Annotated in this window: 17 protein-coding genes; 3 read left to right on the forward strand and 14 right to left on the reverse strand. The window is 43.9% G+C overall.

The annotated features are described in order from the left end of the window. Positions 1-120: 120 nt before the first annotated feature. From V7D18_RS22725 to V7D18_RS22740, 4 genes are all read right to left on the reverse strand, one after another. Complete coding sequence (locus V7D18_RS22725) at positions 121-1,449, reverse strand: enolase C-terminal domain-like protein (protein ID WP_426157770.1); 1,329 nt, start codon at positions 1,447-1,449, stop codon at positions 121-123. Positions 1,450-1,598: 149 nt separating this feature from the next. Next, complete coding sequence (locus V7D18_RS22730) at positions 1,599-3,506, reverse strand: PrpR N-terminal domain-containing protein (protein ID WP_426157772.1); 1,908 nt, start codon at positions 3,504-3,506, stop codon at positions 1,599-1,601. 72 nt (positions 3,507-3,578) lie between these two features. After that, the gene (locus tag V7D18_RS22735) at positions 3,579-4,469 is read right to left on the reverse strand and encodes a LysR family transcriptional regulator (protein ID WP_426157774.1); all 891 of its coding nucleotides are present in this window, start codon (positions 4,467-4,469) and stop codon (positions 3,579-3,581) included. A gap of 5 nt (positions 4,470-4,474) precedes the next feature. Beyond that, the gene (locus V7D18_RS22740) at positions 4,475-5,449 is read right to left on the reverse strand and encodes a LysR family transcriptional regulator (RefSeq protein WP_426157776.1); all 975 of its coding nucleotides are present in this window, start codon (positions 5,447-5,449) and stop codon (positions 4,475-4,477) included. 222 nt (positions 5,450-5,671) lie between these two features. Here V7D18_RS22740 and V7D18_RS22745 point away from each other — a divergent pair, with 222 nt between their 5' ends. Both V7D18_RS22745 and V7D18_RS22750 read left to right on the forward strand, forming a co-directional pair. After that, positions 5,672-6,955 carry an SLC13 family permease gene (locus tag V7D18_RS22745; protein WP_426157778.1) on the forward strand — a complete coding sequence of 428 codons (1,284 nt, stop codon included), beginning with the start codon at positions 5,672-5,674 and terminating at the stop codon, positions 6,953-6,955. A 40-nt stretch (positions 6,956-6,995) separates the two neighbouring features. Further along, complete coding sequence (locus V7D18_RS22750; RefSeq protein ID WP_426157779.1) at positions 6,996-7,919, forward strand: alpha/beta hydrolase fold domain-containing protein; 924 nt, start codon at positions 6,996-6,998, stop codon at positions 7,917-7,919. 57 nt (positions 7,920-7,976) lie between these two features. On the opposite strand, the gene V7D18_RS22755 is transcribed toward V7D18_RS22750, so the two are convergent. The 10 genes from V7D18_RS22755 to V7D18_RS22800 form a co-directional block, all read right to left on the reverse strand. Continuing rightward, the gene (locus V7D18_RS22755) at positions 7,977-8,840 is read right to left on the reverse strand and encodes an aldo/keto reductase (protein ID WP_426157781.1); all 864 of its coding nucleotides are present in this window, start codon (positions 8,838-8,840) and stop codon (positions 7,977-7,979) included. Positions 8,841-8,888: 48 nt separating this feature from the next. Then, positions 8,889-9,866, reverse strand: coding sequence for an AEC family transporter (locus V7D18_RS22760; protein WP_426157783.1), 978 nt, complete (start codon positions 9,864-9,866; stop codon positions 8,889-8,891). A gap of 12 nt (positions 9,867-9,878) precedes the next feature. After that, positions 9,879-11,021: a glycerate kinase gene (locus tag V7D18_RS22765; RefSeq protein WP_426157785.1), complete on the reverse strand. Its 1,143-nt coding sequence runs from the start codon at positions 11,019-11,021 to the stop codon at positions 9,879-9,881. 112 nt (positions 11,022-11,133) lie between these two features. Further along, positions 11,134-12,033 carry a dihydrodipicolinate synthase family protein gene (locus tag V7D18_RS22770; RefSeq protein ID WP_426157787.1) on the reverse strand — a complete coding sequence of 300 codons (900 nt, stop codon included), beginning with the start codon at positions 12,031-12,033 and terminating at the stop codon, positions 11,134-11,136. A 24-nt stretch (positions 12,034-12,057) separates the two neighbouring features. Then, complete coding sequence (gene garR / locus V7D18_RS22775) at positions 12,058-12,948, reverse strand: 2-hydroxy-3-oxopropionate reductase (protein WP_426157788.1); 891 nt, start codon at positions 12,946-12,948, stop codon at positions 12,058-12,060. A gap of 178 nt (positions 12,949-13,126) precedes the next feature. Then, the gene (locus V7D18_RS22780; protein WP_426157789.1) at positions 13,127-15,007 is read right to left on the reverse strand and encodes a PrpR N-terminal domain-containing protein; all 1,881 of its coding nucleotides are present in this window, start codon (positions 15,005-15,007) and stop codon (positions 13,127-13,129) included. Between the two features lie 150 nt (positions 15,008-15,157). Then, positions 15,158-16,018 carry an MBL fold metallo-hydrolase gene (locus V7D18_RS22785; protein ID WP_426157791.1) on the reverse strand — a complete coding sequence of 287 codons (861 nt, stop codon included), beginning with the start codon at positions 16,016-16,018 and terminating at the stop codon, positions 15,158-15,160. A 13-nt stretch (positions 16,019-16,031) separates the two neighbouring features. Beyond that, positions 16,032-17,525 (reverse strand): tripartite tricarboxylate transporter permease, encoded by a 1,494-nt coding sequence (locus V7D18_RS22790; RefSeq protein WP_426157793.1) that lies wholly within the window; start codon positions 17,523-17,525, stop codon positions 16,032-16,034. An 8-nt stretch (positions 17,526-17,533) separates the two neighbouring features. Next, entirely contained in the window at positions 17,534-17,998 is a 465-nt protein-coding gene (locus tag V7D18_RS22795) for a tripartite tricarboxylate transporter TctB family protein (protein WP_426157795.1), read from the reverse strand. A 22-nt stretch (positions 17,999-18,020) separates the two neighbouring features. After that, positions 18,021-19,013 carry a Bug family tripartite tricarboxylate transporter substrate binding protein gene (locus V7D18_RS22800; RefSeq protein ID WP_426157797.1) on the reverse strand — a complete coding sequence of 331 codons (993 nt, stop codon included), beginning with the start codon at positions 19,011-19,013 and terminating at the stop codon, positions 18,021-18,023. A gap of 152 nt (positions 19,014-19,165) precedes the next feature. On the opposite strand from V7D18_RS22800, the gene V7D18_RS22805 reads away from it, so the two are divergent. Further along, complete coding sequence (locus V7D18_RS22805) at positions 19,166-20,080, forward strand: LysR family transcriptional regulator (RefSeq protein ID WP_426157799.1); 915 nt, start codon at positions 19,166-19,168, stop codon at positions 20,078-20,080. Positions 20,081-20,102 lie beyond the last annotated feature (22 nt).

Here is a 20,102-nt window from a genome sequence, read left to right on the forward strand (position 1 = left end):
TATATTGCACATTTTTATTTCTCTTTCTCTTACTTTCATACGCATTATACCAATGACCGCTCAATAAATCCAATAATTAATACCGATTGCAGCGATAAGAAACAGTGATAATCCGTTAAATTAACGAACAAGGCAGGGTTTCTTTGGATTAAATTTCCATCCTGGAATCAGATACTGCATACCCATGGCATCATCTCTTCCGCCAAGGCAGTGATCCAGATACAGCTGATGGGCTTTCTTAATCTGTTCCATGTCCGCTTCAATACCAAGCCCCGGCTTCTTTGGAACCTGGATACAGCCATTTTCAATTTTAAGAGGTTCTTTTGTCAGACGCTCTAAGCCCTCCTGCCAGATCCAGTGGGTATCCAGTGCATTGTACTCACCCGGAACTGCTGCACCAACCTGGGTAAACATGGCAAGGGAAATATCAAAATGGTTGTTGGAATGGGAGCCCCATGTATAACCAAAATCGTGGCACATCTGTGCAACGCGGACAGAACCGCTCATTGTCCAGAAATGGGGATCCGCCAGTATGATATCTACTGCCTGGGATTCCAGGGAATGTCCTACTTCTCTCCAGTCTGTTGCAATCATATTAGTTGCAGTGGGGAAACCAGTACGGCGGCGGAATTCGCTGACAATCTCTCTTCCGGAATAAACCCCTTCCGCTCCGCATGGATCTTCACAGTAAGTTAAAATGCCCTGCATTCCCTTTACATATTCTACCGCTTCTTCAAGAAGCCAGCCCCCGTTGGGATCCAGATCAATGCGAGCATCAGGAAATGCTTTCTTTAATTCCCGGATTACATCCATCTCTTCATTTCCAGGAAGCACGCCGCCTTTCAGCTTAAAGTCCTGGAATCCGTATTTTTCCCTGGTCGCTTTTGCAAAAGCCACGATCTGACCAGCAGTAAGGGCCTCCTCATGGCGGATGCGGTACCACTCACAGTCAGCGTCCGGCTCCGAGTCATATGGAAGATCTGTCTTGTTTCTGTCTCCCACAAAGAACAGATAGCCCAGCATCCGTACGCTGTCTCTCTGCTTTCCTTCGCCTAAAAGCTCACAGACCGGAACGCCTAAATATTTCCCCAGAAGATCCAGACAGGGAGCTTCAATGGCAGTAATTACGTGAACTCCTGTCCGTAAATCAAACGTCTGATTTCCTCTTACGTCTGCTTCTCCTTTGGAATCTAAATGTGCTTTCACTTTTAAAAGCGTGCTTTTATATTCACTGATTTTTGTGCCTGTTACAAAGGGTACGCACTCTAAAAGTGCATCGGTTATTTTTTTCCCTCCGGGCACCTCTCCTACTCCCATTTCTCCGTTATCTGCATACAAAACCACAATGTTTCTGGTAAAAAACGGTGCATGGGCTCCGCTTAAATTCAGCTCCATACAATCTTTACCCGCTACTGGATATACTTCCATTTTGGTTATTACTGGTATCATTCTATATTCTCCTTTATCACAGATCATCTTTGAACATGACTTAATTATACCGGTATGGAAGTACTTCTTCTATTGGCAGACATACTAACACTGTCCCATTTTTCTTGTCATCTTTCTTATTCTTTCAGAAAATGAAAAAGGGATTGCAATCAATTGCAATCCCAGCCTCCAATTCCGTAGCGCTTCATTTTTCTCCACAGTGTTGTTGTGCTGATATTCATTGCCTCTGCCACCTCCGTTCTTCTTCCTTTGCAGCGTTCCAGAAGCATTTCTATGCGGAGGGCTTCCGGATTTTGGCTTCTTACGGTCTGACTGATTCCGTTTTCTTCCCTGATAACCGGATACAGCTCCTGCAGAAGGTTCTGCACCATCCCCTCCTCCGCCTTTCTTCTGTGAGCTGCCAGCACCAGCCTTTCACAAAAGCTTTCCAGCTGAAGTAAATTTCCCTCCCAGAAATATTCCTCCATTATTTTTAACGCAGCCTCGCTGATTTCCACATATCTGGAATAGGCTGTATTATATTTGTCGAGATAAAGTCCTGTAAAGCGGCGGATTTCCTCCGGCTCCTTACGAAGCGGGGGAAGGCTGATCTTTAATGCAGACAGGTAGAAATATAAATCTTCCCTGAAATTTCCCTGCTTTACAAGATATGACAGTTCCTTTCCCGCAGCAGCAATCAGACGAACAGACAAAACCCGTTTTGTCATAGAATTCTGTTCCCAGAAAAGCCGGTCATGAACCGCTTTGAAAAGCAGATACTGACATTCCAAGGATAAGCAGTCCACCTCTTCTATAAATACGGTACCAAATTCTGCCGCCTCCAGGGTACCTTTTTGCTTTTTCTTATTCTCATCACCAAAGCCAAACAACACCTCTTTCTGCTCCTTAGGAGAAAGACAGCTTACATTAACTGCCATAAAAGGGCCTCCCTTTTGGGGACTGTTATTGTGAATCGCTTCAGCAAGTATATCTTTTTCTGTACCGGTTTCCCCGTAAATCAATACCGGATTTCTGGAAATGGCATAGGACCTTGCCTGTTTGATGCACCGTTTCATTTCTCCTGACTCTCTTAGAATGTGAAAGAAATTACGGGGAGCATTATGACCATTCATCAGCTTAGCTCCTGAGCTCTGCCCTTCGCCCCGCTCTGCCGAACGTACCTTGTGACACGTCAGTATGGCACCGCTGTAATGCCCGTCGTATTGAATTGGCGCTCCAATCACCATCAGCAGCTGATTTTTTATAGAAAAGGAAGTGGAATAAAGCTCCTCTCTTCCGCTTAAAATTCCATCTATGCCTTCTGCGTCAATTCCGTCAAATACTTTGTCAATGGGAAAGCCGATTACCTCAGCAGATGACCTCCCCAGCAGCTGCTCGATCACCCGGTTTACTGCCACAATCTCCTGATATGCATTAATTTTAATGATTCCGCTGAAGGATGTATCAAGAAGCGTATCCAGCTGAGCTTTATTCTGCTTTTCCAGTTCCGCAAGCTCAAGTATATGAACTGCCATCTGAAGCGCCTTGCGTATGGATTCCTCTCCTGTTTCCATAAACAGGCTGGGAAATCCGATCTCAAAAGCAATCTGGTTCGTTTTTACTCCGCCGATAATTAAGTCCACTCCGTCTTTAATCGCCTGACTGACTAAGTCTCTCGTTTCTTCCAGTTCCGTCAGTTTATAAAAATGCAGTTCAAAGTCAAACAGCTCGTCCAGTTCATCAAGGCTTTCAAACATATTTTCAAATGCAATAATTCCGATAGAAGGGTGGTTCTTTTTCAGCATATTTCTGGCTTTAAGAATCATAAACCCGATTTCGCGTACAGTAATGGGCATCTCCACTACCGGTACATTTATATCGTCCTTAATCAGCGTGGCCTGCAGCCCCCTGGCAATGATAACGCGGGCTCCTGCTTCCACTGCAGCCTTAGCCTCCGAAACTGCACTTGAATTTTCCACAACTTTTAAAATCTGGACCTTTGTCCCCTCTTTTTCCAGGACCGCATTTGCATACTCTAAAATTGTCTGCCTTGGAAGCAGAATTGCAATCCGTTCCATTTTCTACCTCGCTTCCATCATTTCTATTTCTATTATTGTAACTGCAGGATAACATTATTACAACTTATCGTACTAAGTATTATCACAGGCTTTTAAAAGCATCATAATAAGATCTTTCACGGGTTTTGTGAGAATACTGCTTTTGCGGTATGCAATTACAAGATGAAAATTTGCCGGATGGTTTAATGGCAGGCAGACATAATTACTTTGTTCCTCTCCCATGGACTCCGGTAAAAAGGCTATTCCTTTCCTGCAGCTTACCATATGTTTTATTACGGTAAAATCATTGGATTCACAAAGGATAGACGGAGTAAACTGATGGCTGGAAAATATCTCATTTTCACAGGCACGGAAGGTGCTTTTTGCAGGATTTAAAATAAAAGAATCATCACAAAAGCAGGAAAAGTCCACTCCATTTTTATAAAGCCGGTCCAGGCACCGGTGATTGTCCGGCACCGCCAGTACCAGATTCTCTTTTCTCAGAGGAATATATTCCAGCATGCTATGGGAAAGCTCCCTTGTCACCAGAACTGCCAGATCCGCCATGCCGTTAATCACATAATCTTTTGCAATGTAACCGTCTGCATCGATGGTATCAATAAAAATGTTCTTATGCAGATCAGCCAGTGAAGGCAGCACTTTCTTTGAAATCACCGGAAGCATATCATTGCGGTAAATGAACGTAAGCTTCTTTTTCCCCGAATTATTTAAATTTTCAATCTCCTTTAAAGCATTGCTGTACAGGCTGAGGATATATTGTGCCCCATTTACATAGATTCTTCCGGCATCCGTAAGAAGATAATCATTTTTATCTTTATAAAACAGCTTTGTCTGAAGCTCTTCTTCCAGCTTTTTTAACTGCTGGCTCAATGCCGGCTGGGTGACAAAAAGCTTTCCTGCAGCTTTTGATAAATTTTTTTCCTCTGCAATTGCTATCACATATTCTAATTGCTGAGTATTCATGCATTTTACCCCTCATTCTCAAATTCACGATAAATGGCTCTTGCACACGCACTGTAAGCAGAGGTATATAATGGATTATTCCTATCCTGCCTCATCACAAGATAAATAAAATACCTTTCTGCTTCAGACAGAACCTTCCCTTTTTTTACAATTGCTCCAAGGCCCAGATAATATCTGGGGGAAAGAGAAAAGTAAACGATCTTATTATCAGAATCCGCCATTGAAGACCTTGGAATCAGCCCCACTCCTGCTCCCTGACGTATCATATTGCTTAGTACCAGGTTATTATTCGTTTCAAAAACCACAGTAGGTTTCATTTTAGCTGCCAGAAAGATGCTGTCAGAAATAGCTCTGATGGAGGTTCCCTGGCACATGAGCACAAAAGGCGAATCGGAAAACCGGCTTATTTCCATTGGAGTCAGCCTGTTGTCACATTTAACTGCCAGATTAGCCAGTTTATGAAAAGATGGTGCGCTTAAAATGACCTCTTCTCTATACATCATAACAAAATTAACATCTTCTTCCTCACTATCATAACAAGAACCTAATGCAAAATCCACATCTCCTGCGATCACATGGGTTCTTAAGTCTTTCATATAGCATTCTTTTATTTCTATTCTCACATTAGGAAACCGTTTGCTGAACTGAGTAAATATCTGTGCCACCAAAACAGCACCCCTCAGCGGTGTGGCTCCAATGACAACCGTCTCTTCTAATTCCTGAGTCAGGGAACGAATGGCCAGATACGTCTGGTCCTTTGCTTCAAGAATCTGGCTGGCAGTATCCAGATAAATCTTTCCCGCCGGCGTGGGAATCAGCCACTTTTTCTCCCTTATAAACAGATCAGTTCCAAGGCTTCTTTCCAGCCTGGATAAATAAATACTTAATGTGGGCTGGGATATCCCCAGTTTTTTTCCGGCTGCAGAAATGCTTCTTTCCCTTGCTATGGTTGTTATATAAAGCAGGCTTTTTGTATTCATAATTTAACAGCTCCTTCTCATGTAAATAAGTCACACAAAAAACATCTATAGCTTTCTCTTATAACTTTTATAGTTATTACTGAATTGAACCTTATTAAGTATTACTATATAATCCGATCTGTAGCGAACTTACAAAAGATAATATGCACAATCCGGGCGCCCATTTTCATGAAGGATACGGTACATTATACTTTTGCACGAAAGTAATGGAGGATTTTAGTAATGACGTATGAAATGATAGTCGTATTATTAATTATGGCATTTATGGTTGTTATGCTGCTGTCTCATGCACTTCCGTATGGCGTAACAGGAATGATCTGCTGCGTGGCTCTTGTACTGACAGGAGTTGCTGATATACCGACTGCGTTCTCCGGTTTTTCCAATAGCACTACCATCATGGTAGCAAATATGCTGGTAGTAGCCAGCGCCCTGGGAAAAACCAGTTTAATTCACAGGCTGCGCCAGGCCATGAACCGTCTGCAGGGAAAAAGCGGTATTGTTCTGGTTCTTGCACTGCTCCTTATCACCATCGGTTTATCCCAGTTAATGGGTCAGATTGCCTGCCTTTCCATGATGCTTCTGTTTGTTCAGACGCTTGATGATGAAAGCGATATTTCTCCGGCACGCATGCTTTTTATCGTCGCCTGTGTAAATACCATCTGGACCTCAAAAATTCCCATTGGTATGGGTGCAACCATGCCAGGAACTATTAATTCCTTCTACCAGGGTATGGTGGAAGCAAAAGACTTACTTGGAATCACGGATTATCTGAAAGCAGGATTTTTTCCGGCTGTAGCAGGCACCATTTATTGTCTTTTCATGTATAAAATAATACCCAGCAGTAAACTTGACAGTTCCCAGGTAAGGGAAGTTAAAGAATCTGACGCAATCTCTAAAAAACATGAGACAATTATCTTCCTGGTATTCTTTTGTGTTATCATGGGATTCATGTTTGGTAACCAGTTAGGCAGCAACATCAGCAACATTCTGCCAGCAGTTGGAGTACTGGTCTTAATAATTACCGGCGTTCTTAGTGTAAAGGAAACAGTTGCAACCATTACCAGTGACATGATATGGATGATCGCAGGTATGTCAGTTATTTCTTCCGTTCTGGGAAAAACCGGCGTCGGAGAACTGATTGGACAGACTGTACTAAATCTTCTTGGAAATAACCCAAGCGGCTTATATGTAACCATTGTTTTCTGCGTAGTCACCACAATCATGACAAATTTCCTTTCCAATCTGGGAACCATGGCTCTTATGTGCCCTATTGCTGCAGCAACCGCGCTGGCAGGGGGCATGAATGTCAAAGCAATCGTTCTGGTAACTGCAGTTTCCTGCTGGTTTGCCATTGCTATGCCTACCGGCTGTTCTGCCGCCATGATGGCTTTTGGTATCGGAAATTTCAACACATTCAAACTGATGAAGTTTACGCTGCCTCTTGTATTAATATTAATGATCTCACTGATCATTGGCATCAATCTGTTCTTCCCGATTTTTATATAAAGGAAAGCACTGAAAGGATCATGAAAGGAACGAAAGAATAATGAAAAAATATATTAATCCGGGACATGAGCGAAAATCATTAACTCTGATTGACAACATTGTCTTCTCTAACCAAACGGATTTAAACAGCAAGCCAATGGAACTTAAAATGTCCATCCTGCTTCAAAACGGCAACAGTGAGATGAAGCTGGCAGCCGGTGAAGATGATCCAAAAGAAAACCATGATACAAAACCTGCACTACTCTGGATCCCTGGAGGAGGCTGGAGAGGAGTCGATAAAAACCTCATGCTTGGCGAGATGAGTCAATTCGCAGATGCCGGCTATGTGGTAGCATCCATGTACTATAGAAGCAGTAGTGAAGCACATTTTCCTGCACAGATCATTGATGTAAAAACCGCTATCCGGTTTCTGCGGGCAAATGCCATGAAATATGAAATTGATCCCAACCGGATTGGTGTATTCGGACGATCCGCAGGCGGACACCTGGCCGCTTTTGCAGCAATGAATACGGATACTTTCGAAAATGAAGAATGGTCCGGCTATTCATCTAAAGCAAATGCCTGCTGCAATATGTTTGGTCCTACCGATGTAGTGGCACTGATGAATGAGGAAGAAAAAAGTTTTAATAATCCCAACAGCCGGTGGCACCGAATCGAAGATACCCATGGCGGAAAACTCATAGGAGGAGATCCTTCTACCATAAAGGAACGTGCAAAATCGGCTAGCCCGGCAAATTATGTAAATCCGGACATGTGTCCTATGCTGATACTCCATGGAGACAACGATCCGCTGGTTCCCATGGAACTTAGCAGTGACGTTTTATACAGCAGAATCAAAGAAGCAGGCATGGAAGACAGAACAGATTACTATGTACTGGAAGGAGCCGGACACGGTTCCAGAGAATTCTTCCAGGATTCTGTCAAGCAGCTTATGATCTCTTTTTTTGATAAGTATTTAAAATAACATTGCAAAGACATGCTCCTTCTGAAATATAGTTAAAAAAGAAGGAGCATGTTTTTATTATACAATATCCAGATAGACCTTTCTTACTGGCGCAGGAAACACCTGGTTTATCTCCATAAGTTCATCCCCCGTCAGTTCTATTTCCCATGCCTTTGCATTGTCCAGTGCGTGATCCCTGTTTCCGGTACGGGGTATGGCCACCACATTATTATTTCGGATAACAAAAGCCAGAAGAATATTGGAAACTGTACACTGGTGGGCATTTGCGATGCGGATCAGCACCGGGTTCTCGTAAAGACCCCGTTTTAAATCACCTGCCTGTGCAAGAGGGCAGTATGCCATGACAGGGACTTTGTGTTCTTCCAGCCACGGGATCAAATCATACTCAATTCCTCTGGAAGCCACATGATAAAGAACCTGATTTATCTGGCAGTTACTTCCTCCCGGAACACTCCAAAGTTCCTTCATATCGGCAGTGTCAAAGTTTGATACACCCCAGCGCCTTATCTTTCCTTCTTTTTTCAGCTGCTCCATACATTCCACCGTCTCACTTAATGGAATACTTCCCCTCCAGTGTAAAAGATATAAATCCAGATAATCCGTGTTCAATCGATCCAGAGTTCTGATACAGCTTTTAAATATATTCTTTCTGCCAGCATTATGAGGATATACCTTGGACACCAGAAACAGACTGCTGCGATCAATCCCATGTATGGCCTCTCCAAGAAGTTCCTCTGCTTTTCCATCTCCATACATCTCAGCTGTATCAAGGAGTGTCATACCGGCTGATATTCCAGTCCTTAAGCTATTCAGTTCTTCCTTTCGCCTGCTTTTTTGTTCTCCCAGGAACCAGGTTCCCTGCCCCAGAGACGGTACAGCAGTTCCGTCCGGAAGCATGACACATTGTTTCCTATTTTCCATTTTCTCCTCCTGTTCTCCTTCTCCTGCCATGAAAGCTTATGATTATTCTCACGAAAATCCCATGGACCAGAGAGGAATTGTAAGCATGGATAAAAGTGTGGATATTACCACACATTTCGTTGCAAATACATAATCGCAGTCATACTTTGCCGCAAGTATTGCAGAAGTACTCCCTGCCGGCATCCCGGTCATCAGTACACAGATCGCCGTAAGATAATTCTCCATCTTCAACATTCTGCACAATGCCAGGGTGAAAAAAGGCAGAATGATCAGACGCATAAAGGATATAAAAAGAGCATCCCTGTGAAACAGACTTTTGAAACTGACCTCAGAAAGCATCATTCCGATTAAAAGCATGGTCAGTGCCGTTGTACAGCTTCCCGCCGAACGGACCGCCCTGTCAAGTGCCAGCCCAATAATATTCAGTATCGAATGGACAGCGATAGGCAAATGAACCATGAGACTTGCATTGATTGTCTCAATGGGGGCCTGAAACAACAGCAGAAACAGACCGATATAAACGGCCACGATACAGGGATGAATTGCAATTTTTTTCACAACTGACTTAAAATCCGGGCTTTCCGTAAAGCATGCAATTCCGGCTGACCACATCATAATCCGCATAGGGATAATGAATATGGAAGCATACATCATACCTTCCGCACCATAAATTCCTTCTGCAATGGGAAGGCCTAAAAACCCGGAGTTTGAGACTATGGTTGCGTACTGAAGAACCCGTTTTACTGCATGGGGCCTTTTATTATACAATACCCGGCTTAAAACATAACTTACTATCTGTACAAGAACAGACAGGAAAAGTACTGCCCCGAACCGGAGCAGTATTTTACTGTCAAACTTCATGCGGAAGGAATTAATGATATTGCAGGGCAGAAAAAAATACAGCACGGCATCTGTAAGCACCGTCTTTCCTGATTCCTTTAAAATACCTTTCCTCTTCAATATGGCACCTGCTCCAGTGAGCAGAAACATCATGCACTGAAGTGACCATAATCCGGTTATATCCATTTTTTCCCCTTTTTATCCGTTCAGACTCATCCCGGCTCTCAGCATACGAAACGTACGCTGTGCCGCTCCCCGATATAGTTCCACAGACCGCTCCATTGCTTCCTCTATGGGCATTGCTCCCTGAATGGTTGTGGTTATGCTTTCTATTCCGTATTCATAAATTTTTTCGGCTCCATCTCCCATGCCTCCTACTATGGCAACGGCCGGAATACCTCTTTTTTTACACCGCATTCCGATTCCGCTTGGAACCTTTCCGAACGCAGACTGCCAGTCCATTCTGCCCTCTCCGGTAACGACTAAATCCACCCCTTCTAACAGGGTATCAAACTGAATCAGATCCAGGACAGTTTCAATTCCTGATTTCATATTGGCATTTAAAAATACGTTTAAAGCAGCTCCAAGTCCTCCTGCTGCTCCTGTTCCCTGAATCTGGTCCACATCAATACCAGTCAGTTCAAACAGCTTTCCTGCATAGGATTTCATATCCTTTTCCAGCCGGTCAAGGATTTCAGGAGTTCCTCCTTTTTGTTTTCCAAAGGTATAGGTTGCGCCGTTTTGTCCAGTCAGCGGATTTGTCACGTCACACATCACAGTAAATTCTGTCTCTTTTACGGCCGGGTGAAGTCCGCTTATATCAATATGCTCCACTTTTCCCAGATCTTCGCCGCAGCCAGTCAGCAGGTTCCCTGCTTTATCAAGGAATTTCACACCAAGAGCCGTCATGGCTCCCATACCGCCGTCGTTGGTTGCGCTTCCGCCGATTGCAATGGCAATCTTTCTATAGCCTTCATCCAAAGCCGCTTTAATCAGTTCCCCTGTCCCATAGGTTGTGGTATAAAGGGGATTTCTCTTTTCTGACGGAACCATGGGAAGTCCGGAAGCTTTTGCCATCTCGATCACTGCATGGCTGCCATCAAACACTCCATACACTGCAGTTGTCTCTTCCATCAGCGGACCGTGTACGGATACGGTGCGGATCTGTCCATTCATGGCATCAATCACCGCCTCTATGGTCCCTTCCCCTCCGTCTGCCACAGATACTCCGCTGCACTCACAATCCGTAAAAATACGTTTTGCTTCTTCTGTCAGGATTCCTACTATCTCCACAGATGATAAGGATCCTTTAAATGAATCAGATGCAAATAAAAATTTCATCGCCTGCCCCTTTCCTCTTACGCCTGAAACGAAAAACAGGCCGGCAGCCTATCAACAGCCACCAGCCTGCCCTCTTTCTTATATTAATATCTTCCGTAACGATCTCTTATTTCTAAATGAGCCCCGCTGTTTCCATCTCTTTTCTGATCTGGCCAAGAACCGGTCCTTCCGGTGTGGCAATATTGGGTTTATAAGGAAGTCCTACGTTTCTTCCTCTTAGATTTGCCATATCCTTGGCTGCTACCGGGAAGCTTGCCGGATCCATGGAAAGACGGACAGGATTTAACTTAAACTGTGCTTCCAGAGAGCCATTTAAATCACCGGCCACAAATTTATTGTAAACATCAGTTATCAGTTCCGGCATAAAGTTGGCAGCTGTACATACACCGCCTACTGCGCCGTGGCACATGGATGCATATAACAGCGTATCCTTTCCGCCGAATACTTTAAAATCTGTTCCCCGGGTTCTGCGGATGAATTCTGCCGTCTGGGTGATATCACCGCTGGTATCCTTCATGCCGACTATGTTATCAAATTCCTTTGCCAGACGCTCAACCAGACCAGCGGTCATGGTATATCCCACACGTCCCGGATTGTTGTAAAGCAGCATTGGAGTTTCCGGTATGGATTCTGCTATTGTTTTAAAATGGTTATAAAGCTCTGTTTCAGTAGGCTTTAAAAACATGGGCTGAAGAACGGAAATACCTGCAGCGCCGTTTTCTACAGCCATCTTAGCCAGACGGCAGCATTTTTTCGTGCTGATGGCGCCGATGCCAAAATATACCGGAACTCTTCCAGCAGCCTGATCTACCATGATTTTCAGCCCGCGTTCCATCTCATCGTCTTCCACTGCGTAGAACTCTCCATTGCTTCCGAATGCCAGAATACCAAGCACACCGCCGTTAATGACATAATCAACCTGATCTCTTAATTTTGCTTCATCAATCAGCTCATTTTCGTCAATTGGCGTAAGGATTGGCACAATAACGCCTTTAATAAAATCTGTATTCATGTTTTTTTGTCCTCTCCGTCCGGCTTATTTTTGCGGTTCTACAGTTGTGTTTGCAATTTTCTCGTAATACTTCACGATGCTGGAATGATCCTCTTTGTCAAAACCGTCTGCTTTCAGTCCCTGCATAATCTCCATTAACTGACCTGTTAAAGGAACGGGAGAACTTACATTATGAGCTGCATTCAGTGCATTATTTAAATCCTTGATGTGAAGCTCAATGCGGAAACCTGGCTTAAAGTTTCTATTAAGCATCATAGGTGCCTTTGCATCCATAACTGTAGAACCAGCAAGACCGCCGCGGATTGCCTGATATACAAGCTCCGGATCAGTTCCCGCTTTTTTAGCGAAGGTAAGTGCTTCTGATACAGCCGCGATATTTACTGCAACAACAATCTGGTTTGCCAGCTTTGCTACATTTCCTGCACCAAGCTCACCTACATAAACAACGGAGCCGGCCATAACCATAAGCATATCATAATACTTGTCAAACAGTTCTTTCTTTCCGCCTACCATTACAGATAAGGTTCCGTCAACTGCCTTTGGCTCTCCACCGGATACCGGAGCATCAAGCATATCAATTCCCAGCTTTTCAAGCTCTGCGCCGATGGCTCTGCTCTCAGTTGGATCAATGGAGCTCATATCAATGACTACAGTTCCAGGCTTTGCCCCTTCTGCTACGCCGTTCTCGCCTAAAACTGCTGCTCTTACATGTGGAGAGTTTGGCACCATGGTGATCACAACGTCACACTGGGAAGCTAAATCCTTTCCGGTTTCAGCGGAAGCTGCGCCATTTGAAACCAGATCTGCAACTGCTTCTTTATTAAAATCAAATACAACTAATTCATGACCTGCCTTTAACAGGTTCTTTGCCATAGGTCTTCCCATAATTCCCAAACCGATAAATCCAATTTTCATATGCTTTTCCTCACTTTTTCATTCTGTTTACAGTGACCGACGGGTACTTCCCATCTCTGCTGTGATTATAGATAAAAATCAGAGGTTCTGCTATGGGCGGAATTAACGAATGGAGGAGCTTTCTTTATACAAATCATCTATAGTTTCATTTTCGTATCATTATCATTTCATTTTAATTTCACTCCAGATGATATTTTTTCATTTTTCTCCATAATGTTGCCTTGCTGATTCCCAGCTCCTTTGCTGTCTTTTCCCGGTTTCCACCCAGTTTTAAAAGAGTATCCTTAATTTCACCGGCTTCCAGGGGGTATGAAATTTCTGCATTTTTTATAACGGAGTCTTCTTTTTCCACTTTACTTTCACCTGGATACAGTTCAGCGAGAAGATCTTCCACCGCAGCTTCGTCAAGACTCCTCTTTTCCGCTGTCAGTATCAGTCGTTCACAAAAGTTTTCTACCTGAATCAAATTGCCTTTCCACGGATAATCAAGCAGTACTTTACAGGCTCCATTTGTCAGTACATGAAATCTGGAATAATGTTCACAGCAGTCCCTGATTGTTTCCCGGATCTTGAACTCTAAGTCTTCTTTCCGTTCTCTTAAAGGAGGAATGGTGACCGTCAATCCCTCAAGAAGATAATACAGTTCTTTCCGGAAATCTTTCTTTTTTACAAGCTCAGATAAAGGAAACGTGGCAGTCACCATGATTCTGACCTCCGCTCCGGCATACCGCTGCCCTTCTCTCCCAAGCCTGTGCTTATGACGGATCAGCTGGTAAAGCCTGTACTGGTTTGCCTTCGTTAAAGCCTGTATATCTTCGATCAGCAGGGACCCGCCCTTCGCCTGGGCAGCTGCGCCCTTATCTCCAAATATCATGTCATACTGCGCCTCTTCTCCCAGCCCGTCACAGGAGATGTTGACAAAGGGTCCTTCCTTATGAAGCCCTGCATTATGAATGCACTGAGCCAGAAGCTGCTTCTCTGTTCCCGGCTCACCGGTAATGAAAACAGCCTTTTCCGAAAGGGCATACAGCTTGGCAAGGCGCAGACAGTCCTGCATATTCTTTGATTCCTGAAAAAGATCTCCGAATTCACCCAGTGCTCCCGCTCCTCTTAACTGGCTTTTTCCCTTTAACTCCTGCCCCTTATGCTGTTTTCGCTTCATGCGGTGACAGGTGAGTATGGCTCCCTCCACCTTTTTTTCAATCACCACCGGCGCCACAATGGCAAACACAGAGGTCCGGCTGATCTCCATAAACAGAGAATAGGATTCTTTTCCGTATTCCAGCACCTGACGGAAGGGCTCGCCCAAAAGTTCGGGGAATACCTCACCTACAGGTCTTAAAAGGACTTCCTCCTTCTTTTTCTCCAGAATATCTTCCATGGTTGCGTTGATATCCACAATACTTCCAGACGCATCAAGCCTCGCCACTCCGTTAAAAGAATAATCCAGAAGCGTCTCGATCTGGGCAGCATTGCGTTTTTCCACGCTCATGGCATAATCAACACTTTCCGCCATGGACAAGGCGTTTCTCATGGAATCCTCTGTGTTTGACAAAAACAGGGAAGGGATACCAGTCTCACCTGCAATCCCCACAGCAGTATCCCCTCCAATAATCAAATCCACATTGTCACGGACTGCCTGCCTCGCCATATCCTCCAGCAGATCCCCTTTTTCTGCAAAATAAGTCCGCATTTCAATTCCGTAAATAATATCAAAATAAGACATGTCACAAAACATGTTTTTAAATCCCACCACGCCAAGAACCGGATTGTCCTTTTTTAGTATCTGCTTTGCCTTGCTCACTAACAGCGCCATCTCCTGGGCCGTTATGACGATTTCCACTACAGGAATATCGGTGTACTGCTTAATGAGAGAAGCCTGAAGACCTCTTGCGATGATGATAGAGGCACCGTTTGCAATGGACTGGCGGGCTTCAGAAACCGCATCCTCTGTTTTAATTACCCTCATTTCCCCGATCTCATGTTTTTTCTCCTGAAGAATGTTATGCGCCTGATAAATCATCTCTTCTCTGGAAACAAGCAACGCAATCTTTCCCATATGGATTCCTTCCTTCTGTTTGTCCTGTTTGGTTCATTTTACTATAAGTAAAAGACGGTGTCTATTTTCTTTCTGTTTTTATTATTATTCCCAGACATCATATCAAAAAACAGCCCCGAAACCATATAAAAACAGTTCCAGGGCTGTTGCCTATTCCAAAACTGACTCTTTTTCCAGAGCCATCATCTGTTCCATCCGTCCGATCCTTTCCTGCATTAACTCATGCCATATGGATTCATCCAAAAACGGATTAGACTCATCCGTGATCTGACTGATCAACGGGACAATTCCGACCTGATTTGTATGAGACGGAAGGCAAATGTCTACATGAAGCTGGTCAAGCTTCTTCAGTCCATCAATAAATTCCTGCTGTAAAGAAAGAGGCAGTCCATTCTCTATCAGGTATTTACGGGACAGGGTATTTAATCCCACACCGCCATGTATGGCACAGGTATAGATTTTTCCATTCTTATCTGTCACATCAAACATCATGGAAGTGCAGCCTGGAGTGTGTCCCGGGGTTGATATGGTATGTATGGTAATTTTGCCAAGTCTGACTGGCTCATCATCCGAATAGATCTTATCCGGCTCAATATCTCCGCAGGTAAATCCATCACTGAAAATAAGATCTTTCCTTTCTCTGACAATAAATAAATCTCTCTCTCCAAGATAGAGTTCTGCTCCAGTCAGCTCCTTTAAGGTTCTGGCCGCTCCTATATGATCGCCATGGGCATGAGTCAGAAGAATTTTTTTAATATCCATTGGATCAAATCCCAGCTGCCGGATATTCTCCAGCATCAGATAGCAGGTTTCATGCATGGCTGTATCAATGAGAATCAGTCCGTCACCCGTATCAATCAGATAGCAGGCTACCCAGTCATTCCCTGATACATAATAAACCCCGGGTGCCATTTTAAATGGCTCAAGATAGCTGACCCATGGAGTCCGGCAGCAGCGTTCCATAAGCTTATCTGGCGGAAGACTGGTTTTAGAAGTACTGTTTAGCGGCATTTCATATGCCTCCTTATTCTTGTTTATTGCGGAACCTACCCGCTAAAGTACGAATCACCGGCGAAAAGATACACAGAATTCCGATTATCATAAGAACACCGGATATTGGTCTGGTGAAAAACGCAGCTGCGCTCCCCGTATACTGAAAAGCCTTTAGCATATTGCTCTCCAGAGTCGGGCCCAGAATAAATGAAAGAATCAGCGGTGCTGTGGGTAGACCTCCATAGCTCATCAAAATACCGATTACGGCAAATATCAGCATCATGCCGCATTTGTATAAGCTTCCGGAATCCACATAAGCACTTACAAAGGAAATAACAATCAGTCCCGGATACATATAATGGTAAGGGACCTTCAAAATCAGAGGGAAAACCCGCATACCAAGGGCCTGTAAGACCAGAATCACAACAGCACATACTGCAACTGTGGCAAACATGAGATAAACCACGTTTCCGCTGTTTTTAAATACCATTGGCCCCATCTCCAGTCCATGAATGGTTAATGCTCCAATGAGCAGGGCGGTTGTAGAGTCTCCCGGGATTCCAAGCGCAGACATGGGAATCATGGCTCCTCCGATGGCCGCATTGTTCGATACCTCGGAAGCCCATATGCCATCCGGACATCCCTTACCGAATTTCTCCGGAGTCCTGGAAGCATTTTTAGCACTGGAATAAGCGACCAGGTTGGACAGGCCAGAGCCCATTCCAGGCAGAAACCCGATTCCAAGCCCAATTCCAAAGGAGCGAATAATATTTACAAACTGTTCCCGGATTTCTCCCATTGTGATCCCAAGACCCTTAATTGATTTTGTATCTACATCCGGAAGAGCTCCGAATCCTTTTCCATACTCTTCGATGATACGGGCGACTCCGAAGATACCGATCAGTACGATTGTCATTCCAAGTCCGCCCATTAAGTACATATTATCAAATACAAACCGTGGTTCCGCATCAATGGGGGAAAATCCGACTGACGCAAACAGCAGACCGACAGATGCAGAAGCCAAACCTTTAAACATATTCCCCTTTGAAATCGCAAGCACCATGGTAATTGCTACAAAACAAAGGGAGAAATACTCCCATGGTCCCAGTGCAAATGCAATATTTGCCACCTTCTGACTCAAAAGGGCACCTAAAACAGCGCTGAGAAAGGTTCCTATAAAAGATGCAACCATACCAATTGCCAGAGCCTTGCCGGCCTCACCCTTCTGCGCCATGGGATAACCATCAAAACAGGTTGCAACGGAAGAAGCAGATCCCGGAATCCCCAGAAGAACAGAACCAATAAAAGCACCGGAACATCCTCCTACCCAGAGCGCAATCAGAAATATAACTGCACTTCCGGCATTCATACTATAGGTCAAAGGCATGAAAAGCATTACTGCCAATGTACCGGAAAGGCCTGGTATGGCACCAAATATCAATCCCACAACGGTTGCCAGCATCATAAGCATGAGATTGAAAGGTGTAATTAACTGGCTGATAATATAAGGTAAAAATTCTGTCATATGCCCTCCTAACTAAACAACAGACCCGACGGCAAAGTCAGACCAAATGCATATACATAAATAAGGTAAATAATCACTGCCGTCAATACAGAGAACAGGATTCTCCCCTTTGTTGCAGAACTGCTTCCTTTTGCAAATAAAGTGGTCATGATATACAGAATCACAGGCGTTGCAATCAGGTAGCCAGCGACCAGCATTCCGGCAATATATCCTGCAATAATAAGAAAGACAGTTACCACTTTTAACCAGCCTTCTTTTGTTAAGTAAGAAGTTCCCTCTTTTTTGCTGACAACACTTTCAATAAATATTCCTAATCCGCAGACCACAAATCCAAACGCGGCTATGTCCGGGAGCATTCTTGGCCCGGGGTACGATGATGTGACAGGAATGGAAAATGTAGTTGTCATTAAGAAAACCACAATTCCCAGAATCACCAGAACCGCTCCGGTTATCTGATCTCTTTTCCCCTTCATGACGGACTCCTTTCTTGCATGATTATTTGTGTAACCCCAGCTGCTTCACTACATCATTAATTTGAACCTGTGAATCCTCTATTGTCTTGCGACCCTCATCAAAGCTTAAAAATTCCATTTCAAAACCTGCTGGTACTAAAGTTTTATTAACTTCTTCATTCTTTGCTGCCGCTGCATAATAGTCATGAATTTTTTCTGCCAGAGCCGGATCCATATCTTTTGGTCCAACGATTAAAGCATTAAACATCTGGAAATAAAAATCTACTCCCTGTTCGATAAAGCTTGGTACATCAGGCAGAACACTGCTGCGGCCTCCCTCTTTTGTATTTGATACAACAGCCAGAGCTCTCGCTTTTCCCGATTCTAAATACTGTTTAGCCTGATTGGCATTCACGAAACAGGCATCAATGCTCTTTCCTACCAGAGCAGTCAGCTTTTCTGTATCCGATCCGGCTTCCACATACTTCACCTCCACACCAGCTGCTTTAGCAAACAAACCCGTCTGGACATGAGTTGTTCCTCCCGTTTCAACGCCAAACATAATCTCTCCCGGTTTTTCTTTTGCTGCTGCTAACAGATCGTCCAGCTTCTGATATGGAGAATCAGCAGAAACGACCAATACATTATTAGCTTTGTCTTTCGGTACTGCCACACCAACTACCGTAAAATCAGAAGCAGCCGATTTGTTATATATTCCCGCTGCAGTCTTAATCAGCATAGTGATATGCCACTGAGTCAGAGTTGAACCATCCTTTTTACCGGCTGCCGTTTTTTCGCAGGCAACCACACCGCCGCCATCGGTATTATTAACAATTGTGATTGTGGAACCGGAATCTTTTGCTACCTGATTAGCAAGAGTTCTCGCCATAACATCCGTTCCGCCCCCCGCTTTTGCAGGGACCTGAATCTCCACATTTTTTGCCCATTCCCCTGACTTTACATTTGCAGAGCTGCATCCACTGAGTGAAGCTGCCATGATTCCTGCAAGTACGAACCCCAATACTCTTTTTTTCATATCCTTCTCTCCTTTTATAAGATTTTCACAGTTTTAAATAATATTTATTGAAAATTTTATTCAACATGATTATAATTGAATCGTACACTTATTACAACTTATTGATATTTATATTATTTCTTAAAAATTTTAAGATAAACAGGCGGGGTTTTATGGACTTACATCAAATTGAATATATCATTGCCATTGAACAGGAAGAAAGTATTTCTAAAGCTGCTGAAAAGCTTTTTCTCACCCAGTCAGCCTTAAACCAACAGCTGCTTCGGCTGGAAAAGGAGCTTGGAACACCTTTATTTGAACGCAGAAAGCACTGCATGATTCCAACATTTGCAGGGCGTTCTTATTTAGAAGCTGCTCACCAGATCGTAGATTTGAAAGAGAAAACGTACAAAATCATTCGGGACATCTCTGGAGAACGATGCGGGGAAATCTCTATTTCCTATACTCCGGAACAGGGATCCCTTATGTTTTCCAGCATTTATCCTCACTTTCACGCCAGATATCCGGATGTCACATTCCGAATCAAAGAAGCACGGGTTAAAAAGATGGAACAGCTTCTTCTTCAGAAAGAAGTTACCATGGCATCCCTCACCTATTACAACAATCATAAAAATCCTTTGCTGGAATATCTGGATATGGAAGAGGAATTTATGGTCCTGGGACTCCCGGCTACCCACCCATTGGCTCCTCTTGCCGGAGAAAAAAGCTTCGAGACACTTCCAATCATAGATTTAACACTGCTGCGCCAGGAAAGCTTTGCATTAATATCCAGAGAGACCAGAATGAGGGACATGATAGACCAGGTATTTGAATCCGCCGGCTTCCGCCCCAATATTCTATTTGAGTCCTCTACCACCAGAACTGTGGTCAATATGGTGAGGAACCAGGTATGTCCGGCATTCTTTCCACAGTCATATGTAGAGCCGGATTTACCTATCGTCTATTTCACCGTTCCTCCAAGACAATCCTGGATGCGGTGTATGGCTTATTTAAAAGGCTGCTATCTCACGGAACCGGAAAAGTATTTTATAGAACTTGCTACACTTTATACAAAAGGAAAGCTTTAAAAAAGGTACCCTCAATTTGAGA

The organism is Lacrimispora sp. 38-1, from assembly GCF_049890855.1.
In the GTDB taxonomy this organism is placed as follows: Bacteria; Bacillota; Clostridia; order Lachnospirales; family Lachnospiraceae; genus Lacrimispora.